Annotated in this window: 1 protein-coding gene; it reads right to left on the bottom strand. The window is 47.3% G+C overall.

What is annotated here, in order from left to right:
* Positions 1–383: hypothetical protein (locus GJU43_RS22990; protein WP_370455695.1), on the bottom strand; the 383-nt coding region annotated here is incomplete at both ends.

The following is a 383-nucleotide window of genomic DNA, read 5'->3' as shown; positions in this document are numbered from 1 at the left end:
TATTCTAAATTGTAACTTCCTGCCGGTGTGTTAGCGGCAACTGTTACAGTACCGTTGGTATTGATCGTAAGTCCTGCCGGCATTGGCGTGGTTACCGTTAGTTTTACCTCTCCCGGATTGGTTCCGATTACTGCTTGTGCTCCGTTTACGGTATCACCTGCGATTAAGGAAACTGTTGTGGTTCCGCCTGTATTTCCGTTTATAGAGCCAAGGTTGTCTGCAACGGCATCGATTGATGGTGCTGTCACAACCACTGTTGAAGTCGCGGTGTCGCAATTCCCCGGATTGTTAATTTCACAGATCGTGTATTCTAAATTGTAACTTCCTGCCGGTGTGTTAGCGGCAACTGTTACAGTACCGTTGGTATTGATCGTAAGTCCTGC

The sequence above is a fragment of the Flavobacterium sp. LC2016-23 genome (assembly GCF_009674775.1).
Classification (GTDB): Bacteria; Bacteroidota; Bacteroidia; order Flavobacteriales; family Flavobacteriaceae; genus Flavobacterium.
The sequence above is the reverse complement of the archived record's forward strand: the minus strand, read 5'-3'. Positions and strand labels throughout refer to the sequence as shown.